This window comes from Pseudomonas sp. UBA6699, assembly GCF_002454615.1.
GTDB lineage: Bacteria > Pseudomonadota > Gammaproteobacteria > Pseudomonadales > Pseudomonadaceae > Aquipseudomonas > Aquipseudomonas juntendi.
In genome coordinates this window covers 1-16,859 of record NZ_DKJF01000053.1, presented here as the reverse complement: position 1 = coordinate 16,859, position 16,859 = coordinate 1, and the positions used below count along the sequence as shown (strand labels likewise).

At 63.2% G+C, this 16,859-nt stretch carries 13 protein-coding genes; 11 read left to right on the top strand and 2 right to left on the bottom strand.

The features are described from left to right. The first annotated feature begins 95 nt into the window (after nucleotides 1-95). From gltS to B3361_RS10160, 7 genes are all read left to right on the top strand, one after another. A complete protein-coding gene (gltS, locus tag B3361_RS10190; RefSeq protein WP_286920198.1) occupies nucleotides 96-1,301 on the top strand; it encodes a sodium/glutamate symporter in 1,206 nt (401 codons plus the stop codon). 327 nt (nucleotides 1,302-1,628) lie between these two features. Continuing rightward, on the top strand, nucleotides 1,629-2,012 hold the full coding sequence (gene gcvH, locus B3361_RS10185; protein WP_009687031.1) for a glycine cleavage system protein GcvH: 384 nt from the start codon (nucleotides 1,629-1,631) through the stop codon (nucleotides 2,010-2,012). A gap of 10 nt (nucleotides 2,013-2,022) precedes the next feature. After that, nucleotides 2,023-4,878, top strand: coding sequence for an aminomethyl-transferring glycine dehydrogenase (gcvP, locus tag B3361_RS10180; protein WP_029885503.1), 2,856 nt, complete (start codon nucleotides 2,023-2,025; stop codon nucleotides 4,876-4,878). 156 nt (nucleotides 4,879-5,034) lie between these two features. Continuing rightward, nucleotides 5,035-6,411 (top strand): L-serine ammonia-lyase, encoded by a 1,377-nt coding sequence (locus B3361_RS10175; protein WP_054881587.1) that lies wholly within the window; start codon nucleotides 5,035-5,037, stop codon nucleotides 6,409-6,411. A 27-nt stretch (nucleotides 6,412-6,438) separates the two neighbouring features. Beyond that, nucleotides 6,439-7,560 carry a glycine cleavage system aminomethyltransferase GcvT gene (gcvT, locus tag B3361_RS10170; protein ID WP_286920197.1) on the top strand — a complete coding sequence of 374 codons (1,122 nt, stop codon included), beginning with the start codon at nucleotides 6,439-6,441 and terminating at the stop codon, nucleotides 7,558-7,560. 358 nt (nucleotides 7,561-7,918) lie between these two features. Next, nucleotides 7,919-8,131 carry a cold-shock protein gene (locus B3361_RS10165; protein WP_054905899.1) on the top strand — a complete coding sequence of 71 codons (213 nt, stop codon included), beginning with the start codon at nucleotides 7,919-7,921 and terminating at the stop codon, nucleotides 8,129-8,131. Nucleotides 8,132-8,219: 88 nt separating this feature from the next. Continuing rightward, nucleotides 8,220-8,708, top strand: coding sequence for an RDD family protein (locus tag B3361_RS10160; protein ID WP_286920196.1), 489 nt, complete (start codon nucleotides 8,220-8,222; stop codon nucleotides 8,706-8,708). Nucleotides 8,709-8,922: 214 nt separating this feature from the next. On the opposite strand, the gene lptG is transcribed toward B3361_RS10160, so the two are convergent. After that, nucleotides 8,923-9,984, bottom strand: a complete 1,062-nt coding sequence (gene lptG, locus B3361_RS10155; RefSeq protein WP_029886777.1) for an LPS export ABC transporter permease LptG — start codon at nucleotides 9,982-9,984, stop codon at nucleotides 8,923-8,925. Then, complete coding sequence (gene lptF / locus B3361_RS10150) at nucleotides 9,977-11,092, bottom strand: LPS export ABC transporter permease LptF (protein WP_029886778.1); 1,116 nt, start codon at nucleotides 11,090-11,092, stop codon at nucleotides 9,977-9,979. Before lptF ends, lptG begins: the two co-directional genes overlap by 8 nt. A 301-nt stretch (nucleotides 11,093-11,393) precedes the next feature. Here lptF and B3361_RS10145 point away from each other — a divergent pair, with 301 nt between their 5' ends. From B3361_RS10145 to B3361_RS10130, 4 genes are all read left to right on the top strand, one after another. Continuing rightward, a complete protein-coding gene (locus B3361_RS10145; protein ID WP_009687041.1) occupies nucleotides 11,394-12,887 on the top strand; it encodes a leucyl aminopeptidase in 1,494 nt (497 codons plus the stop codon). Nucleotides 12,888-12,937: 50 nt separating this feature from the next. Beyond that, nucleotides 12,938-13,366 (top strand): DNA polymerase III subunit chi, encoded by a 429-nt coding sequence (locus B3361_RS10140; protein WP_009687042.1) that lies wholly within the window; start codon nucleotides 12,938-12,940, stop codon nucleotides 13,364-13,366. Nucleotides 13,367-13,371: 5 nt separating this feature from the next. Further along, complete coding sequence (locus B3361_RS10135; RefSeq protein WP_009687043.1) at nucleotides 13,372-13,713, top strand: hypothetical protein; 342 nt, start codon at nucleotides 13,372-13,374, stop codon at nucleotides 13,711-13,713. A gap of 183 nt (nucleotides 13,714-13,896) precedes the next feature. Continuing rightward, on the top strand, nucleotides 13,897-16,743 hold the full coding sequence (locus tag B3361_RS10130; RefSeq protein WP_029886779.1) for a valine--tRNA ligase: 2,847 nt from the start codon (nucleotides 13,897-13,899) through the stop codon (nucleotides 16,741-16,743). Nucleotides 16,744-16,859: the final 116 nt, after the last annotated feature.

Below are 16,859 nucleotides of genomic sequence, written 5' to 3'. Positions count from 1 at the left end.
CTCGTAGAATGGTGACGGTGTATTGCCACTTGTCATCCCACTGATCCGCCCAAGTGCGGAGCGTGGTTCGCTACTGGATATAACGAGAGCACCTGATGTTTCAACTCGATTTTTACGGGACACTTGTAGCCGCCTCTCTCGTCCTGTTATTGGGGCGCGGGCTGGTTGCACGGATTGGTTTGTTGCGCGTCTACAATATTCCGGAACCCGTTGCCGGTGGCCTGGTCGTCGCCTTTGCCCTGCTGGCGTTGCGCAGTTTCGATGTGCAGGTGCAGTTCGATACCTCACTGCAAACACCCTTGATGCTGGCCTTCTTCGCCACCATCGGCTTGAGCGCAGACTTTGCCAGCCTGAAAAAAGGCGGCCGTGTGGTGGTGGTCTTCCTGCTGGTGGTCACCAGCCTGTTGCTGGTGCAGAACGCCATGGGCATCGGCCTGGCCTCGGCATTGGGGCTGGACCCATTGATGGGCCTGCTGGCCGGTTCGATCACCCTGTCCGGCGGCCACGGCACCGGCGCCGCCTGGGGCGCCACGTTCAGCGAAAAGTTCGGCCTGGCCTCGGCTGCGGAACTGGCGATGGCCTCGGCCACCTTCGGGCTGGTGCTGGGCGGCCTGATCGGCGGGCCGGTTGCCCGGCTGCTGATCAAGCGGGTGAAAACGCCGGGGGCCGATGAGGAACTGCCGCAACTGCCCCAGGGTTTCGAGCGGCCTGACAAAGAGCGCCTGATAACATCGTTTTCATTTGTAGAAACATTGGCGCTGATTGCGGTAAGCCTGCTTGCCGGTTCTTTGCTCAATGGCGCACTCAAAGGAACTGCATTCGAACTGCCGACGTTTGTGTGTGTGCTGTTCGTGGGTGTATTGCTGCGCAATGGGCTATCCGCATTCGGCTTCTACCGTGTGTTCGAACGGGAAGTTTCGGTACTGGGCAATGTCAGTTTGTCGCTGTTCCTGGCCATTGCCTTGATGTCGCTCAAACTATGGGACCTGGCAGCGCTGGCCTTGCCGTTCTTCGCATTATTGGCCGCACAGACACTGATCATGGCGCTGTTCGCAATTTTCGTGACGTTCCGGGTGATGGGTCGCAATTACGATGCAGCGGTATTGGCTGCCGGCCATTGCGGATTTGGCCTGGGGGCCACGCCCACTGGCATTGCCAACATGCAGGCAGTGACCCAGCGCTACGGCGCTTCGAACATTGCCTTTCTGGTGGTGCCCATGGTGGGGGCGTTCTTCATCGACATCATCAATGTCATCGTGATCAAACTCTATCTGGCACTGCCGCTGTTCATGGCAGGTTGATGCCCTTTACCGTACCTGTGGCGTCGCCCGACTATGGGGTTGGCAGTAACGTGCCAAACAGGCGTCGCGGCACTGTAACGCTTTGATTACACCGTATGGAAAACGCTACATCGGTGTACGCATGCGGTTACACAAGGGTTTGATAGAGAAACGCTTTTTCAACCCGCGTGCGATGTAGCGTTTTCGTTCCACCGCCAAAAATCGAGCGCCTCAATAAAAATTTAACTTATTGTTTTATAAGCCTTTTTTGAAATTGGCCGCATTATTGCTATGGGAATCCCGACCCAAGAGCGCGGGCACACCGCGCCCAACGCCCGAGGATTCCGCATGAGCGAGTTGCGTTTCACCGAAGATCACGAATGGCTGCGCGTCGAAGCCGATGGCAGTGTCACCGTGGGCATCACCGCCTTCGCCCAGAACGCCCTTGGCGATGTGGTGTTCGTGCAACTGCCCGAGTTGCAGCAGTACGAGAAAGGCAGCGAAGCATCCACCGTCGAGTCGGTGAAAGCTGCCAGCGGCGTGTACATGCCCCTGACCGGCGAGGTGGTTGCAGTCAACGCACAGCTCGACTCAAGCCCGGAGCTGGTCAACGAAGACCCGATGGGCGAAGGCTGGTTCTTCCGCTTCACCCCGGCCAACATCAGCGAAGTCAGCGCCCTGCTCGACCAGGACGCCTATGACCGCCTGATCAAAGCCAACGCTGAAGCCTGAGGACTGCGCCATGACCATCAACCTCAGCACCGCCAACGAATTCATCGCCCGGCACATCGGCCCGCGCACCGCCGACGAGCAGGCCATGCTCGCCGCCCTCGGTTTCGAATCGCTGGACGCCATGACCGCGGCGGTCATCCCCGACAGCATCAAGGGCACCAGCGTGCTCGGCGCGCACGACGGCCAGAGTGAAGCCGACGCGCTGGCAGCACTCAAGGCCATCGCCGGCAAGAACCAGCTGTTCAAAAGCTTCATCGGCCAGGGCTACTACAACACCCACACCCCGGCCCCCATCCTGCGCAACCTGCTGGAAAACCCGGCCTGGTACACCGCCTACACGCCCTACCAGCCGGAAATATCCCAGGGCCGCCTGGAAGCGTTGCTGAACTTCCAGACCCTGATCAGCGACCTCACCGGCCTGCCGATCGCCAACGCTTCGCTGCTCGACGAAGCGACCGCCGCAGCCGAGGCCATGACCTTCTGCAAGCGCCTGTCGAAGAACAAGGCCAGCCACAGCTTCTTCGCGTCGGTGCACTGCCACCCGCAAACCCTGGACGTACTGCGCACCCGCGCCGAGCCGTTGGGCATCGACGTGGTGGTCGGCGACGAACGCGAGCTGGGCGATGCCAGTGCCTTCTTCGGCGCGCTGCTGCAATACCCGGCCAGCAATGGCGAGGTGTTCGACTACCGTGAAGTGGTGCAGCGCTTCCATGCCGCCAACGCGCTGGTCGCCGTGGCAGCCGACCTGCTGGCCCTGACCCTGCTGACCCCACCGGGTGAGTTCGATGCCGACGTGGCCATCGGCAGCGCCCAGCGCTTTGGCGTGCCCCTGGGCTTCGGCGGCCCACACGCGGCCTACTTCGCCACCCGTGACGCCTTCAAGCGCGACATGCCAGGCCGGCTGGTCGGCGTGTCGATCGATCGCTTCGGCAAGACCGCCCTGCGCCTGGCCATGCAAACCCGCGAGCAGCACATCCGCCGCGAGAAGGCCACCAGCAACATTTGCACCGCCCAGGTGCTGCTGGCCAATATCGCCAGCATGTACGCCGTGTACCACGGCCCGGCCGGCCTCAAGCGCATCGCCGAGCGCACCCAGGCGCTGACCGCGGTTCTGGCAGCCGGCCTGAACCGCCTGGGCCTGCAAGTGGTCGGTGCAACAGCCTTCGACACCTTGACCCTGGCCACCGGCACCGCCACTGCCAGCCTGCATGAGCAGGCCCGCGCCCAAGGTATCAACCTGCGCCAGGTCGACGCCGCCCACCTGGGCCTGTCGCTGGACGAGACCAGCACCCAGGCTGACGTGCAGGCCCTGTGGCAACTGTTCGCTGGCAACCAGCCCCTGCCTGACTTCGCCGCGCTGGCTGCCAGCACCGGTTCGCTGCTGCCCGCGGCCCTGCTGCGCCAGTCGGCCATCCTCCAACACCCGGTATTCAACCGCTACCACAGCGAAACGGAACTGATGCGCTACCTGCGCCGCCTGGCAGACAAGGACCTGGCGCTGGACCGCAGCATGATCCCGCTGGGCTCCTGCACCATGAAGCTGAACGCAGCCAGCGAAATGATCCCGGTGACCTGGGCCGAGTTCGGCAACCTGCACCCCTTTGCGCCGGCCGAGCAAAGCCAGGGCTACCTGCAGATGACCACCGAGCTGGAAGCAATGTTGTGCGCTGCTACCGGCTATGATGCCGTGTCGCTGCAGCCCAACGCCGGCTCGCAGGGCGAGTACGCCGGGTTGCTGGCCATACGTGCCTACCACCGCAGCCGTGGCGAAAGCCACCGCGACATCTGCCTGATTCCCTCCTCTGCCCACGGCACCAACCCCGCTACCGCCAACATGGCCGGCATGCGGGTGGTGGTTACCGCCTGTGACGCCCGCGGCAACGTCGATGTCGAGGACCTGCGCGCCAAAGCCATCGAACACCGCGAGCGCCTGGCCGCGATCATGATCACCTACCCATCGACCCACGGCGTGTTCGAGGAAGCGATCGGCGAAATCTGCGCGATCATTCACGACAACGGTGGCCAGGTGTACATCGACGGCGCCAACATGAACGCCATGGTCGGCCTGTGCGCGCCGGGCAAGTTCGGCGGCGACGTGTCGCACCTGAACCTGCACAAGACCTTCTGCATTCCGCACGGTGGCGGCGGCCCGGGGGTGGGCCCGATTGGCGTCAAGTCGCACCTGGCGCCGTTCCTGCCCGGCCATGCGCAGTTGCAAAATACCCAGGGTGCGGTGTGCGCCGCGCCGTTCGGCAGCGCCAGCATTCTGCCGATCACCTGGATGTACATCCGCATGATGGGCGGTGCCGGCCTCAAGCGTGCGTCGCAGATGGCGATCCTCAACGCCAACTACATCGCCCGCCGCCTGGAAGAGCACTATCCTGTCCTGTATAGCGGCGGCAATGGCCTGGTAGCACACGAATGCATCCTCGACCTGCGCCCACTGAAGGACACCAGCGGCATCAGCGTCGACGACGTGGCCAAGCGCCTGATCGACTTCGGCTTCCACGCCCCGACCATGTCCTTCCCGGTGGCCGGCACGCTGATGATCGAACCGACCGAAAGCGAGTCCAAGGAAGAACTGGACCGCTTCTGCAACGCCATGATCCAGATCCGCGCAGAAATCCGCGCGGTCGAGGACGGTAGCCTGGACAAAGACGACAACCCGCTGAAAAACGCCCCGCATACCGCGGCCGAGCTGGTTGGCGAATGGGCGCACGGTTACAGCCGCGAGCAGGCGGTGTACCCGCTGCCTGGCCTGGTGGAAGGCAAGTACTGGCCACCGGTCGGCCGCGTCGACAACGTATTCGGCGACCGTAACCTGGTGTGCGCCTGCCCGTCGATCGAGAGCTATCAGGACGCCTGATCCGGCTCGCCGGCTCCCACAAGGGCTCCACTGCCTGCAAGGGTTGTGCTGCACCTGTAAGAAGCCTGCTCTCACAGGAACGTCGTACCTGTGGGCGCTGGCTTGCCGGCGATCGAGTGCGCAGCACTCGCCTTTTCTTTCTGGAGGGAACGAGCAATGGCTTTGAGCGTCTTCGACCTGTTCAAGATCGGCATCGGCCCCTCCAGTTCCCACACCGTCGGCCCGATGCGCGCCGCTGCGCGGTTTGCCGAAGGGCTGCGCCGTGATGGCCTGCTGGCCAAAACGGCCAGCGTCAAGGCCGAGCTGTATGGCTCACTGGGTGCCACCGGCAAAGGCCACGGCAGTGACAAGGCTGTGTTGCTCGGCCTTGAAGGCGAACAGCCGGACACCCTCGATACCGACAGCATCCCCGCCCGCCTGCAGGCGATCCGCAGCAGTGGCAAGCTCAAGCTGCTGGGCGAGCACACCATTGCCTTCAATGAAAAGCAGCACCTGGCAATGATCCGCAAGCCACTGGACTACCACCCCAACGGCATGATCTTCCGCGCATTCGACAACGCCGGCCTTCAAATCCGCAGCCGCGAGTACTACTCGGTGGGCGGCGGCTTCGTGGTTGACGAAGCCGCCGCCGGCCACGACCGCATTGTCGAGGACAGCACCGCCCTGGCCTACCCGTTCACCACCGCCAAACAGCTGCTTGGCCACTGCACCACACACAACCTGGCGGTCAGCCAGGTAATGCTGGCCAACGAGCAGGCCTGGCGCCCAGAGGCAGAAACCCGCGCCGGGCTGCTGCGCATCTGGCAAGTGATGCAGGACTGCGTCGAAGCCGGCTGCCAGCATGAGGGCATTCTGCCGGGTGGGCTCAAGGTCAGGCGCCGGGCACCGGCACTGTACCGCCAGCTCAGCCGGCACCCGGAGGCCAGCCTGCGCGATGCCCTGTCGGTACTGGACTGGGTGAACCTGTATGCGCTGGCTGTGAACGAGGAAAACGCCTATGGCGGGCGGGTGGTCACCGCGCCCACCAATGGCGCCGCCGGTATCGTCCCCGCGGTGCTGCACTACTACATGCGCTTCGTGCCCGGTGCCAGCGAAGACGGGGTGGTGCGTTTTCTGCTCACGGCTGCGGCCATCGGCATCCTGTACAAGGAAAACGCCTCCATCTCCGGTGCCGAGGTGGGCTGCCAGGGCGAAGTCGGGGTGGCCTGCTCGATGGCTGCAGGGGCGCTGTGCGAGGTGATGGGCGGCAGTGTGCAGCAAGTGGAGAACGCCGCCGAAATCGGCATGGAACACAACCTGGGACTGACCTGCGACCCCATTGGCGGGCTGGTCCAGGTGCCCTGCATCGAGCGCAACGCCATGGGCTCGGTAAAGGCGATCAATGCGGTGCGCATGGCCTTGCGCGGCGACGGGCAGCACTACGTGTCGCTCGACAAGGTCATCCGCACCATGCGCCAGACCGGCGCCGACATGAAAAGCAAATACAAAGAGACCGCCCGTGGCGGCCTGGCCGTCAACATCATCGAGTGTTGACCCACTAACGAAAGCAAGGAGTCACCGATGTCCGAAACACTGCTCAAGACCCCACTGCATGCCTTGCACCTGGAGCTGGGGGCGCGCATGGTGCCGTTCGCGGGCTATGACATGCCGGTGCAGTACCCGCTGGGCGTCCTCAAGGAGCACCTGCATACCCGTGAACAGGCCGGCCTGTTCGATGTGTCGCACATGGGCCAGATCATCCTGCACGGTGCCAACGCTGCCAAAGCCCTTGAAAGCCTGGTGCCGGTAGACATCATCGACCTGCCAGTGGGCATGCAGCGCTATGCCATGTTCACCGATGCGCAAGGCGGCATTCTTGACGACCTGATGGTCGCCAACCTGGGCGACGACAAGCTGTTCCTGGTGGCCAACGCGGCCTGCAAGGCGCAGGACCTGGCTCACCTGCAAGCGCAGATCGGCAACGCCTGCGACGTGCAGCCGCTGTTCGAGGCGCGTGCGCTGCTGGCCCTGCAGGGCCCGGCGGCAGCGCATGTACTCGCGCGGCTGGCGCCGGAAGTGGCCAACATGACCTTCATGCAGTTGCGGGGGGTAAAACTGCTGGGCGAAGACTGCTTCGTCAGCCGCTCGGGCTACACCGGCGAAGATGGCTACGAGATCTCGGTGCCGGCCGGCGCTGCCGAAGCCTTGGCCCGCCGCCTGCTGGCCGAACCGGAAGTACAGCCGATCGGGCTGGGTGCCCGTGATTCGCTGCGCCTGGAAGCCGGCCTGTGCCTGTATGGCCACGACATGAACAGCGAAACCACCCCAGTCGAGGCCAGCTTGCTGTGGGCGGTTTCCAAGGTGCGCCGCGCCGACGGCCAGCGTGCGGGTGGGTTCCCGGGCGCCGAGGCCATCTTTACCCAGCAGCGCGACGGTGTGGCACGCAAACGTGTCGGCCTGTTGCCGCAAGAGCGAACGCCTGTACGCGAAGGCGCGGACATTGTCGATGCCAACGATAAACTGGTCGGCAAAGTGTGCAGCGGCGGTTTTGGCCCGACACTTGGGGCGCCCGTTGCAATGGGTTATATCGATAGTGAACATGCGGCAATCGACACCGCGCTATTTGCCGTGGTGCGTGGCAAGAAGGTGGCCTTGAAAGTCAGCAAAATGCCTTTCGTGGCGCAACGTTACTACCGTGGGTGAATCGGCTTTGTAAAGGTTGCGGGCAGGCGTGGCATATTCGTTTCCGAAACCTGCCCGGTAACTTTTGAACATGGCGCCAGGCCAGCCACCATGCCGTTTGCACGATGGTGATCGGTGCGTGAAAAAAGGCCGTTTTTCCGCGTGGCCGAGGGCTTGTTTTTCGCTCGGGAGTTGGCGTAGAGTCATTCCACTGTGTTTGCATGGGTCGCAATAGTTCGTGACCTGGGCCAGTAGCCAAGCGTTGCTACAACCCGTTCGACGTCTCTTACTTTCCTGCAACCCAGCCCAGTAATCTTTCGCTTACACAACGTGCGAAAGTAACTGTCATCAAAATTCGAGCTCCATAGGAAATAAGACAATGGCTGAACGTCAGAACGGTACCGTCAAGTGGTTCAATGACGAAAAAGGTTACGGTTTCATCACCCCAGAAAGCGGTCCGGATCTGTTCGTGCACTTCCGCGCAATCGAAGGCAACGGCTTCAAGAGCCTGAAAGAAGGCCAAAAGGTCACTTTCGAGGCCGTGCAGGGCCAGAAAGGCATGCAAGCGGATAAAGTCCAGGTTGCAAGCTAAGCCGAACCCGACTGCAAAAGCCCCTGCCAAGTGCAGGGGCTTTTTTTTGCCCGTAGAATAGCGGCTTCATCTTCTGGAGCCGTTTTGCATGTCCAAGCCTTTGCTCACACCCCAGGGTGATTTTCCGCCGGTCGGCCTGGGCCGACGCCTGGCGGCGATGTTCTACGACTTCCTGTTGTGCACCGCGCTGCTGATCGTGACCGCTGGGGCCTACAAGATGATCCAGATGGCGATCATTGGCGAAGCCCGCATGCGCGAGCTGACCGAGGCAGGCGCACTGGACGGCGACCCGTTGCTGTCCACGGTGCTGCTGTTCGCCTTGTTCGGCTTTTTCGCCAAGTTCTGGACCCACGGCGGGCAGACGCTGGGCATGCAGGTGTGGGGCGTACGGGTACAGAACGCAGATGGTTCGGCGATCAGCCTGTGGCAGGCACTGCTGCGCTTTGTGGTGTCAATGGCGTCGTGGTTGTGCCTGGGGCTGGGTTTCTTCTGGGCGCTGATCGACAAACGCAAGCGGGGCTGGCATGACATCTATTCCGAAAGCCAGTTGGTGCGTGTGCCGAAACAGAAGAAATAGAAAGCCCCAATGAAAAAGCCGACCTAGGGTTAATGCCTGTCAGTTAAGTAATTTGGGGCCGCTTTGCGACCCTTCGCGGGCACGCCCGCTCCCACAGGGGATCGCGCATTTCTTGAGTTCAGCGCCAAACCTGTGGGAGCGGGCGTGCCCGCGAAGGGCTGCAAAGCAGCCCCAGTAACGCTTAACAGACAAGCATTATCTCCAGCTCAAGCCATTACCCCGCCCGGCGCAGCAACCACACACCGGCCAGGGCACAAATGCCCGCCGGGATGACCACCGCCAGCAAGGGCGGGAAGCCGAACACCTGGCTCGAAGGGCCGAGCAGGTCCTGGCCGATGCGGAATACGAAGCCCACCAGCACGCCAGTGAACACCCGCTGGCCCAAGGTCACCGAGCGCAGCGGGCCGAAGATGAATGAAATGGCCATCAACACCAGTGCCGCAGTCACCATCGGCTGCAGGACCTTGGTCCAGAACGCCAGCCAGTAACGGGCGTTGTTCAGGCCCTGGTCGGACAGGTAGTGGATGTAGTCCCACAGGCCGGTGATCGACAGCGACTCCGGCGCCAGGATCACGGTGTTCAGCAGTTGCGGAGTCAGCGACACGTCCCAGCGCTCGGTGGGGGCCTTCACCACCTCGGTGTGGTCCCCGCGGAAGAAGGTCGTGCTGACGTCGCTGAGCAACCAGTGATCGTCGGTGTACTGGGCACGCCGGGCAAAGCTCGACGTCTGGATCTTGCGCTCGCTGTCGAAGCGGTAGCGGGTCACGCCGAGCAACAGGCCGTTGGGCTGTACGGCGTTGATGTGCACAAACTCCTCGCCCTGGCGATGCCACATGCCACGCTTGGAGCTCTGCGCCTCGCCCCCACCCTGGGCCAGCGAGCGGTCAGCCTGGGCCTTGTTCTCGGTGACCGGCGCCACGTATTCGCCAATCAGCAGGCCGACCAGCATCAGCACCAGCATGGGCTTCATCACCGCCCAGACGATACGCCCGATGGACACACCGGCCGCACGCATGATGGTCAGTTCGCTGCTGCTGGCCAGGCTGCCCAGGCCAATCAGGCAGCCGATCAGCGCAGCCATGGGCAGCATTTCGTACAGCCGCCGTGGCGCGGTGAGCAAGACGTAGTAACCGGCTTGCATCACCGTGTAGGTGTCGCTCAGGTCGCCCATCTCATCGATGAACGCGAACAACGAGGCCAGGCCGAGGATGATCCCCAGCACTGCCAGGATGGCCAGCAGCACGCTCTGGCCGATGTAGCGGTCGAGCTTAGCCATGGGCCACCTCCGCACGGCGGGCGGCACGCTTGAGGCGCAATGGCTCCCAGTACATCAGGCCAAGGCCGATGAGCAGGAACAGCCCGTGCACCCACCACATGCCCAAGGCAATCGGCAACTTGCCCTTCTCCAGGGCGCCACGTACGGAAATCAGCATTGTCAGGTAGGCCATGTACAGAAGAATCGCCGGCAGCAACTTGAGGAAGCGGCCCTGGCGCGGGTTGACCCGCGACAGCGGCACCGCCAGCAGGGTCACCACGAAGACCAGGATCGGCAATGACAGCCGCCATTGCAGTTCGGCGCGTTCGCGCAGGTCGGTCTTGCCGAACAGGTCGAGGGTCGGAATGGCCTCGCGCTCGGTCACTTCCTCGGCCACTTCCGGCTTGGGCAGCAACACGCCATAGGTGTCGTACTTGATGGCCCGGTAGTCGGCCTGGCCGGGGTTACCGTCGTAGCGGTAACCGTTTTCCAGCACCAGGTAACGGTTGCCATCGGCCTGGATCTCCTGGTGGCCCTTTTCCGCCACCAGCACCGACGGCGCACGGTCCTTGGTCTTGTCCTGATTGAAGCGTTTCTCGGAGATGAACACGCCACCGAGCTTGACGCGGTCGTCCGACAGTTGCTCGGTGTAGGTGACCCGCGAGCCGTCACGCAGCATCTGAAAACGGCCTGGCACCAAGGTGTCGAACTCGGTCAGGGTGTCCTGCTGGGCGATGATCTGCTGCACCTGGGCCACGCCCAGTGGCGCCAGGCTCAGGCTCAGCCAGGCCACCAGCAGCGCCACCAGTGCAGCCGGCGCCATGGTCATGCCCAGCAGGCGCTGCTGGCTCATGCCAGTGGCCGAGAGCACGGTCATTTCGCTTTCCAGGTACAGGCGGCCGTACGCCAGCAGAATGCCGAGGAACAGCCCCAAGGGCAGGATCAGCTGCAGGAAACCCGGCAGGCGGAAACCCATGATCAGGAACAATACGCCCGGGTCGAGCACGCCCTGGGCGGCCTGGGCCAGGTACTTGATGAAGCGCCCACTCATGATGATCACCAGCAGCACGGCGCTGACGGCGCTCAAGGTCACCAGGACCTCGCGGGACAGATAACGAAAGACGATCAAACCAGACACTCCTGGGTTGTCAGGGTGGACTGCCATGCAATGGCGCCAAACAATGACTTAGTACATCCAAGACCAATGCCGGTTCGCCAAAGGCGAACCTCCATGTAAAGTGCGCGCATTATCCTGTGATTGGCTGCGCCTGTCACTTGGCGGCGCGTGAAGGCGCATAACGGGGTTGTCAGCACGCGGGCGGCAGGCTCAAACTGGCAGCTTTTCCGCTGGCGCGCGACGACGCGGCCAGGCCCGTCCAGAGCGCTGCAATGTACAGCGCCATTTGTATCGATCATTCGGGGACCCTGACATGGAACTGGTTGTAAAAAGCGTAGCTGCTGCATCGGTAAAAACCGCCACCCTGGTCATTGCAGTCGGTGAAAATCGCAAACTTGGCGCGGTGGCCAAGGCCGTCGACCAGGCCACCGAGGGTGCCATCAGCGCGGTACTCAAACGCGGTGACCTGGCCGGCAAACCGGGCCAGACCTTGCTGCTGCACAACCTTCCGGGCCTCAAGGCCGAACGCGTCCTGCTGGTCGGCAGTGGCAAGGACGAAGCCCTGGGCGACCGCGCCTGGCGCAAGCTGGTCGCCAGCGTCGCCGGTGTGCTCAAGGGGCTCAACGGCGCCGATGCCGTGCTGGCCCTGGACGATATCGCCGTCAGCAACCGCGATGCCCATTACGGCAAGTACCGCCTGCTGGCCGAAACCCTGCAGGACGGCGAATACGTGTTCGACCGCTTCAAGAGCCAGAAGGTCGAGCCGCGCGCACTGAAAAAAGTCACCCTGCTGGCAGACAAGGCCGGCCAGGCCGACGTCGAGCGCGCGGTGAAGCACGCCAGCGCCATCGCCACCGGCATGGCGTTCACCCGCGACCTGGGCAATCTGCCACCTAACCTGTGCCACCCGAGCTTCCTTGCCGAGCAGGCCAAGGACCTGGGCAAGGCGCACAAGGCACTGAAGGTCGAAGTGCTCGACGAGAAGAAAATCAAGGACCTGGGCATGGGCGCCTTCTACGCCGTGGGCCAGGGCAGCGACCAGCCGCCACGCCTGATCGTGCTCAACTACCAGGGCGGCAAGAAGGCCGACAAGCCCTTCGTGCTGGTAGGTAAAGGCATCACTTTCGACACCGGCGGCATCAGCCTGAAACCCGGCGCCGGCATGGACGAAATGAAGTACGACATGTGCGGTGCCGCCAGCGTCATGGGCACCCTGCGTGCGGTGCTGGAACTGCAACTGCCCATCAACCTGGTCTGCCTGCTGGCCTGCGCCGAGAACATGCCAAGTGGCGGCGCCACCCGCCCGGGTGACATCGTCACCACCATGAGCGGCCAGACCGTGGAAATCCTCAACACCGACGCCGAAGGCCGCCTGGTGCTGTGCGATACCCTGACCTACGCCGAGCGTTTCAAGCCACAGGCGGTGATCGACGTCGCTACCCTGACAGGCGCCTGCATCGTCGCCCTGGGCAGCCACACCTCCGGCCTGATGGGCAACAACGACGACCTGGTCGGGCAATTGCTCGACGCGGGCAAGCGCGCAGACGACCGCGCCTGGCAACTGCCGCTGTTCGACGAGTACCAGGAACAACTGGACAGCCCGTTCGCCGACATGGGCAACATCGGCGGGCCGAAGGCCGGCACCATTACCGCAGGCTGCTTCCTGTCGCGTTTCGCCAAGGCCTATAACTGGGCGCACATGGACATCGCCGGTACGGCGTGGGTCAGCGGCGGCAAGGACAAGGGCGCCACGGGTCGCCCGGTGCCGCTGCTGACCCAGTACCTGCTGGACCGCGCTGGCGCCTGAGGCCATGACGCCGGTGGTGCCTGGCGCGCCACCGGCCGGCCATACCGACCATGAGCAAAGTCGACTTCTATATTCTGCCTACCGACTCGCTGTCGGCGCGGCTCGATTTCGCCTGCAAACTGTGTGAAAAGGCCTGGCGCCTTGGCCACCGGGTCTACCTGCATTGCCAGGATGCCGAGCAACGCGACGAACTGGACCTGCGCCTGTGGCGCTTCAAGGGCGAAGCCTTCGTGCCCCACGACCTGGCCGAGGTGCATGCCGACGCCGGCGTGGCCCTGGGCCTGGCGGAACACGCCGGTGACCATCACGACCTGCTGATCAACCTGGGCGCCAGCGTGCCGGGCTTTGTCGGCCAGTTCGAGCGGGTGGCGGAAATCGTCGTCGAGGCGCCCGACATTCGCCAATCGGCGCGAGAGCGATTCCGTTTCTACCGTGAACAGGGCTATGCTCTGCAAGACCACCGCTTACAGCGACTTTGACGACGATGGACAAGCACTCCCCCCTGCCCGACTCGGCTCACCTGCTCGACGACCTTGAGTCGATCCGCCAGTTGCTCGGCGATGCCGACCTGCAACCCCCCCTGCTGACCGAAACGGTCGAGCAACTTCCGTTGTTGCCGGACGCGCCGGTTACCGAGGCGGCTGCGCCCGAGGAAGACCCGCAGACGCGCCGCCAGGACACCCTGCTGCACCTGGAGAGTGAGCTGCGCGCCGCGGCGCAGATGATCATGCAGGACGTGATCAACGACTTCACCCCGCATATCGAGAACGAAATCAAGCGCCGGCTGGATGCGCGCATCGAGCGGTTGATCAAGCGTTCCGAGTAAAACCGCACATCGGTGTGCCTGCTTCGCGGGCATGTTCGCTCCTACAGGGACCTCAATGCCTGTGGTGGGCTTGTGGCAGCAGGCAACACAGTTCCGACAGTTGTCAGCAGCTTGTCGCCTGCGGCCCCCAGCTTGGTTATACTTCCCGGCTTTCCCGAATAAATGCACAGGGTCCCGCCGCGCATGGATAAGACCTACCAGCCGCACGCCATCGAAACTTCCTGGTACAACACCTGGGAGTCCGAGAACTATTTCGCTCCACAAGGTGCAGGCGAGTCCTACACCATCATGATCCCGCCGCCGAACGTCACCGGCAGCCTGCACATGGGCCACGGCTTCAACAACGCGATCATGGATGCCCTGATCCGTTTCCGCCGCATGCAAGGCCGCGACACCCTGTGGCAGCCAGGCACCGACCACGCCGGTATCGCCACCCAGATGCTGGTCGAGCGCCAACTCGAGGCCAAGGGCCAGAACCGCCATGATCTGGGCCGCGAGAAGTTCCTGGAGAAGGTCTGGGAATGGAAGGATCAGTCCGGCGGCAATATCAGCCGGCAAATCCGCCGCCTGGGCTCGTCGGTCGACTGGAGCCGCGAGCGCTTCACCATGGACGACGGCCTGTCCGAAGCGGTCAAGGAAGCCTTCGTGCGCCTGCACGAAGATGGCCTGATCTACCGCGGCAAGCGCCTGGTCAACTGGGACACCAAGCTGCACACGGCCATCTCCGACCTTGAAGTGGAAAACCACGACGAAAAAGGCCACCTGTGGAACCTGCGCTACCCGCTGGCCGATGGCGCCAAGACCGCCGAAGGCGAGGGTTACCTGGTGGTTGCCACTACTCGCCCGGAAACCCTGCTGGGCGACGCCGCCGTGGCGGTCAACCCGAATGACGAACGCTACCAGGCACTGATCGGCAAGTACGTCGAGCTGCCGCTGGTGGGCCGCCGCATTCCGATCATCGCCGACGACTACTGCGACCCGGCGTTCGGCACCGGCTGCGTGAAGATCACCCCGGCCCACGACTTCAACGACTATGAAGTCGGCAAGCGGCACAACCTGCCGCTGCTGAACATCTTCGACAAGAATGCCGTCGTGCTGGCCAACGCCCAGGCCTTCAACCTCGACGGCAGCGTCAACGAGCAGGTCGACACCCAGTTGCCGGCGCAGTACGCCAACCTCGACCGCTTCGTGGCGCGCAAACAGATCGTGGCCGACCTGGACGCCCAGGGCCTGCTGGTCAGCATCGACGACCACGCCCTGAAAGTGCCGAAAGGCGACCGTTCCGGTACCGTGATCGAGCCCTGGCTGACCGACCAGTGGTACGTGTCCACCAAGCCGCTGGCAGAGCCTGCCATTGCTGCCGTAGAAGACGGCCGCATCCAGTTCGTGCCCAAACAGTACGAGAACATGTACTTCTCGTGGATGCGCGACATCCAGGACTGGTGCATCAGCCGCCAGCTGTGGTGGGGCCACCGCATTCCGGCGTGGTACGACGAGGCCGGCCAGGTCTACGTTGGCCGCAACGAACAGGAAGTGCGCGCCAAGCACCAACTGAGCGCCGATGTGGTGCTGCGCCAGGACGACGACGTGCTCGACACCTGGTTCAGCTCGGGCCTGTGGACCTTCTCTACCCTGGGCTGGCCGGAGCAGACCGAATTCCTCAAGAAGTTCCACTCCACCGACGTACTGGTGACGGGCTTCGACATCATCTTCTTCTGGGTTGCGCGCATGATCATGCTGACCATGCACCTGATCAAGAACGAGGACGGCACCCCGCAGGTTCCATTCAAGACCGTGTACGTGCATGGCTTGGTGCGTGATGGCCAGGGCCAGAAGATGTCCAAGTCCAAGGGCAACGTGCTGGACCCGCTGGACATCGTCGACGGCATCACCCTCGACGCCCTGCTGGAAAAACGCACCAGCGGCATGATGCAGCCCAAGCTGGCCGAGAAAATCGCCAAGCAGACCAAGGCCGAATTCCCCGAAGGCATCGCCAGCTACGGCACCGACGCCTTGCGCTTCACCTTCTGCTCGCTGGCTTCCACAGGCCGCGACATCAAGTTCGACATGGGCCGCGTCGAAGGCTATCGCAACTTCTGCAACAAGATCTGGAACGCTGCCCGCTACGTGCTGGACAAGGGCGAGGATTGTGGCCAGAACGGCGAGGCCTATGAGCTGTCCCTGGCTGACCGCTGGATCATTTCGCAGCTGCAGCGCACCGAAGCCGAAGTGACCCGCCAGCTGGAGCAGTTCCGCTTCGACCTGGCCAGCCAGGCGCTGTACGAGTTCATCTGGAACCAGTACTGCGACTGGTACCTGGAGCTGTCCAAGCCTGTGCTATGGGACGAAAATGCCCCGGTCGAGCGCGCCCGCGGCACCCGCCGCACCCTGGTGCGCGTGCTGGAAGTGGCGCTGCGCCTGGCACACCCGTTCATGCCGTTCATCACCGAGGAAATCTGGCAGCGCATCGCACCGCTGGCCGGTATCGAAGGCAAGACCATCATGCTGCAGCCATGGCCGGTGGCCAATGAAAGCCGCATCGATGCTGCCGCCGAAGGTGATATCGAATGGCTGAAAGAGCTGATGGTCGGCCTGCGCAACATCCGCGCCGAAATGAACATTGGCCCGGGCAAGCCGCTGCCGCTGTTCCTGAAGAACGCCAACGCCGACGACCAGCGCCGCCTGCAAGAGAACGAAGCCTTGCTGAAGAAGCTGGCCAAGGTCGAATCGTTCACCGTGCTGAGCGATGCCGAAGAGGCACCGCTGTCGGCTACTGCGCTGGTGGGTGACCTGCAAGTGCTGGTACCGATGGCCGGGCTGATCGACAAGGATGCCGAGCTGGCGCGCCTGAACAAGGAAATTCAGCGCCTGCAGGGCGAAGTGGCACGCGTGGGTGGCAAGCTGTCCAACGCTGCCTTCGTCGACAAGGCCCCGCCTGCGGTGATCGAGAAGGAGCGCGCCAAGCTGGCCGAGTCCGAACAGGCCCTGGCCAACTTCACCGAGCAGCACGCGCGCATTGCAGCGCTGTGACAACCTGATAGACCGCTGGGGCCGCTGTGCGGCCCTTTCGCGACACAAGGCCGCCCCTAAAGGATAGCGGCGCCTGTGAAACCGGCACCGTCCTGTAGGGGCGGCCTTGTGTCGCG

Excerpts from the sequence above, each read along its gene's own strand:
- gltS (WP_286920198.1), top strand. The coding sequence starts at position 96 with ATGTTTCAACTCGATTTTTACGGGACACTTGTAGCCGCCTCTCTCGTC.
- gcvH (WP_009687031.1), top strand. The coding sequence starts at position 1,629 with ATGAGCGAGTTGCGTTTCACCGAAGATCACGAATGGCTGCGCGTCGAA.
- gcvP (WP_029885503.1), top strand. The coding sequence starts at position 2,023 with ATGACCATCAACCTCAGCACCGCCAACGAATTCATCGCCCGGCACATC.
- B3361_RS10175 (WP_054881587.1), top strand. The coding sequence starts at position 5,035 with ATGGCTTTGAGCGTCTTCGACCTGTTCAAGATCGGCATCGGCCCCTCC.
- gcvT (WP_286920197.1), top strand. The coding sequence starts at position 6,439 with ATGTCCGAAACACTGCTCAAGACCCCACTGCATGCCTTGCACCTGGAG.
- B3361_RS10165 (WP_054905899.1), top strand. The coding sequence starts at position 7,919 with ATGGCTGAACGTCAGAACGGTACCGTCAAGTGGTTCAATGACGAAAAA.
- B3361_RS10160 (WP_286920196.1), top strand. The coding sequence starts at position 8,220 with ATGTCCAAGCCTTTGCTCACACCCCAGGGTGATTTTCCGCCGGTCGGC.
- lptG (WP_029886777.1), bottom strand. The coding sequence starts at position 9,984 with ATGGCTAAGCTCGACCGCTACATCGGCCAGAGCGTGCTGCTGGCCATC.
- B3361_RS10145 (WP_009687041.1), top strand. The coding sequence starts at position 11,394 with ATGGAACTGGTTGTAAAAAGCGTAGCTGCTGCATCGGTAAAAACCGCC.
- B3361_RS10140 (WP_009687042.1), top strand. The coding sequence starts at position 12,938 with ATGAGCAAAGTCGACTTCTATATTCTGCCTACCGACTCGCTGTCGGCG.
- B3361_RS10135 (WP_009687043.1), top strand. The coding sequence starts at position 13,372 with ATGGACAAGCACTCCCCCCTGCCCGACTCGGCTCACCTGCTCGACGAC.
- B3361_RS10130 (WP_029886779.1), top strand. The coding sequence starts at position 13,897 with ATGGATAAGACCTACCAGCCGCACGCCATCGAAACTTCCTGGTACAAC.